Source organism: Streptomyces sp. NPDC002265 (genome assembly GCF_040296125.1).
Lineage (GTDB): Bacteria > Actinomycetota > Actinomycetes > Streptomycetales > Streptomycetaceae > Streptomyces.
The window spans coordinates 1-2,870 of the sequence record NZ_JBEOWS010000601.1 but is presented as its reverse complement, the minus strand read 5'-3'; the positions used below and the strand labels follow the sequence as shown (position 1 = coordinate 2,870).

The 2,870-nt window shown below is 68.4% G+C and carries 5 protein-coding genes; 2 read left to right on the top strand and 3 right to left on the bottom strand.

Translation table 11 applies throughout. The features are described from left to right. On the bottom strand, positions 1-524 hold a 524-nt coding region (locus tag ABT085_RS45375), incomplete at its 3' end, for a helix-turn-helix domain-containing protein (RefSeq protein ID WP_351622839.1). Then, positions 521-1,096, bottom strand: a complete 576-nt coding sequence (locus tag ABT085_RS45370; protein ID WP_351622835.1) for an IS607 family transposase — start codon at positions 1,094-1,096, stop codon at positions 521-523. The genes ABT085_RS45370 and ABT085_RS45375, both read right to left, overlap by 4 nt. Positions 1,097-1,326: 230 nt before the next feature. Here ABT085_RS45370 and ABT085_RS45365 point away from each other — a divergent pair, with 230 nt between their 5' ends. Beyond that, positions 1,327-1,500: a hypothetical protein gene (locus tag ABT085_RS45365; protein ID WP_351622832.1), complete on the top strand. Its 174-nt coding sequence runs from the start codon at positions 1,327-1,329 to the stop codon at positions 1,498-1,500. Between the two features lie 7 nt (positions 1,501-1,507). After that, the gene (locus tag ABT085_RS45360) at positions 1,508-2,278 is read left to right on the top strand and encodes a transposase (RefSeq protein ID WP_351622829.1); all 771 of its coding nucleotides are present in this window, start codon (positions 1,508-1,510) and stop codon (positions 2,276-2,278) included. A 115-nt stretch (positions 2,279-2,393) separates the two neighbouring features. Here ABT085_RS45360 and ABT085_RS45355 read toward each other — a convergent pair. Further along, on the bottom strand, positions 2,394-2,870 hold a 477-nt coding region (locus ABT085_RS45355), incomplete at its 5' end, for a transposase family protein (protein ID WP_351622826.1).

Below are 2,870 nucleotides of genomic sequence, written 5' to 3'. Positions count from 1 at the left end.
GGCTCGTAGGTGCGAAGCGTCCCCAGGCGGGGCAGCGTCACATGCCGGCCGTCGCCCTCGACACGGATCGTGCCGGTGGTGAACCGGCAGGCAAGACGCGCCTTCCGCTTCGACTTGAACCGGGGCACGCCCACACGCTTGCCGCGCCGCCTGCCGTTCTTCGACTTCGCGTAGTTGTCGAACGCGGCCGACGCGTTCGCCAGACCGGTGGAGTACGCCTCCTTGGAGTTCTCCTCCCACCAGGAGGCGAACCGCGGATCGGCGTATTTGGCGGCGTTGAACGCCTTCCGCAATGACGGCAGCGACCACGGCCGCCACTGCGTCAGATGCTGCTCGCCAATGCCGTATGTCGCCTCCGCCCTGCGCTGCCACCACGAGGCGCTCACCCAGCCGACAGCCCAGTTGTAGGCCGCGCGGGCGGCACCGCAGTGCGAGCGCAGCGCGGCTTCCTGGGAGGCGTTCGGATCCAGCGCGAACCGGAACGCCTGCACCACGAACCCGGGCTGCGGCTGGAACTTCTTCACCCGGCAGCCTCCCCGGTCGCCACCGCCACCGCACGGGCGGCCCGGTTCTTCGCCGCCCGCCGCCCGTACAAACGGGCGCACATCGACGTCAGCACCTCGGTCATGTCCCGCACCAGGTCGTCGGTGGTCTCGGTGGGGTCCAGGACGACCAGGCGCCGCCCGGACGCCGACAGTGCCGCCTCCAGGTGCTCGACGCCGAACCGGGCCAGCCGGTCACGATGCTCCACCACAATCACAGCCGCCTGCGGGTCGGACAGCAGCCGGTGCAACTTGCGCCGCCGCCCGTCCAGCCCCGACCCCACTTCGGCCACGACCTCGGCGACAGCCAGGCCCAGCCCGTTCGCGCCGGCCACCACCCGGGCCGTCTGCCGCTCCAGGTCAGGCTTCTGATCGGCCGAGGACACGCGGCAGTACGCCACCACCCGGCCCGACGGCTCGACAGTGGCTTCATCGACCAACCACGTGCCCGACGGCGCCTGACGGACAGGAACGGGCATCTTCCCGTCCTTCACCCACCGCCAGGCGGTCTGATAACTCACGCCCTGCTGACGCGCCCACTCCGACAGCTTCACAAGACCAAGATATCGAGATACACGATTAGAGGTGACTACGAACGACTAGAAAACCTGTAACAGCTTTCACCCCCCTGCCCGTTCATGCAGGCCGTCACTACGCCCTCCAGTTCCACTACGCGTTGCCGGACGATGCCTGGTGTGTGGAGCTGAGCGAGGCTGTCCCGGCGCCGGCCGCGTGGGCTGAGATTCCCAACGCAGAGACACACCTGCCTGGAGCTGCCTTCCTGGTGGCCGTGATACCCGACGAGGATCCGGACCTGGAGCCGACCGTCCATATCCACAGCCACGACGAGCACGTCATCCCCTACGAGATCATGCGCTGGTTCATGGAGCAGGTGGCCGAACAGGTCGAACGCTGCCGCATCGCGTTCGAGCAGGGAGAACCCGAAGCAGTGGAATGATCACGGAGTGACCGGTGTGATCACGGCGTCGGAGCCGTCCTGGATAACCCCGTTCAACGGACTGAGTCCACGGCAGTTCGGCAAGCTGATCACCGTGCTGCGGCGCGAGGGCGCAGATCCGGTGCGCAGGGGCCGGCCGTGGAGCCTGCCGCTGGAGGACCGGGTGCTGCTGGTTGCCGCGTACTGGCGGACCAACCTGACCCTGCGCCAACTGGCGCCGCTTTTCGGGGTGTCCAAGTCTGCAGCCGACCGCATCATCGACCACCTCGCACCCGCGCTCGCTCTCCAGCAACGCAAGCGATTCCGCAAGGACACCGTCCTGATCGTGGACGGCACCCTGGTCCCCACCCGCGACCACCAGGTCGCCGAGCAGTCAAAGAACTACCGGTACTCCACCAATCACCAGGTCGTCATCGACGCCGACACCCGGCTCGTCGTGGCCGTCGGCCGACCACTGCCCGGCAACCGCAACGACTGCAGGACGTGGGAGCTGTCCGGCGCGAAGGGCGCCGTCGGCCGCACCACGGTCATCGCTGACGGTGGCTACCGGGGCACCGGCCTGCTCATCCCGCACCGCCGCGAACGCGGGCAGGACGAGCTCCCGTTCTGGAAAGAGGAACACAACCGTTCGCACCGCAAGGTCCGCGCCCGGGTCGAGCACGCCTTCGCTCGGATGAAGACCTGGAAGATCCTCCGCGACTGCCGCCTGAAAGGCGACGGTGTCCACCACGCCATGCTCGGCACCGCCCGCCTCCACAACCTCACCCTCGCCGGGTGACCGGGAAACGACGCTGGTCGACCAGCATGCCGTAGATCATTTACGGGACAGCGCTTAAAGGGTGTTGCACAAGGCTGAGTACGGGCAGGTCAGAGCCGGTGGCGGGCGCCTGTGCTCATGACGCGAGGGCGAGGTTGTGCATGTGGGCGACGGCCTGGACCGCGTGGTGCAGACCGTCGGCCCGCTGGCGGCAGTCGCGGAGGATCTTGTAGTTCTTCATCCGGCCGATGACATGTTCCACCCGGGCACGGACCTTGCGGTGCTCGGCGTTGTCGTCCTCCTCGGCCTGCAGCAGGGCCCGTCCCGGGCGTTTGCGGTGCGGCACCGCCATCCCGCAGTTGAGATAGGCGCCGTCACCCAGCACGGTCACGCCCTGGCAGTGCCGGCTCAGCCCGGACGCCCGCCAGGCATGGGCGTCTGCGGTGGTGCCCGGCACCGGACGGGCGGCCGCGATCACCAGCCGGGTCTCGGCGTCCGCGATGACCTGCACGTTCGCCGAGAACCGGTAGTTGCGGCTGGACGTCGCCACGCTCCGGTCCCGCAGCGGGACCAGCGTGCCGTCCACGATCCACAACCGGTCCGCGGCATCTGT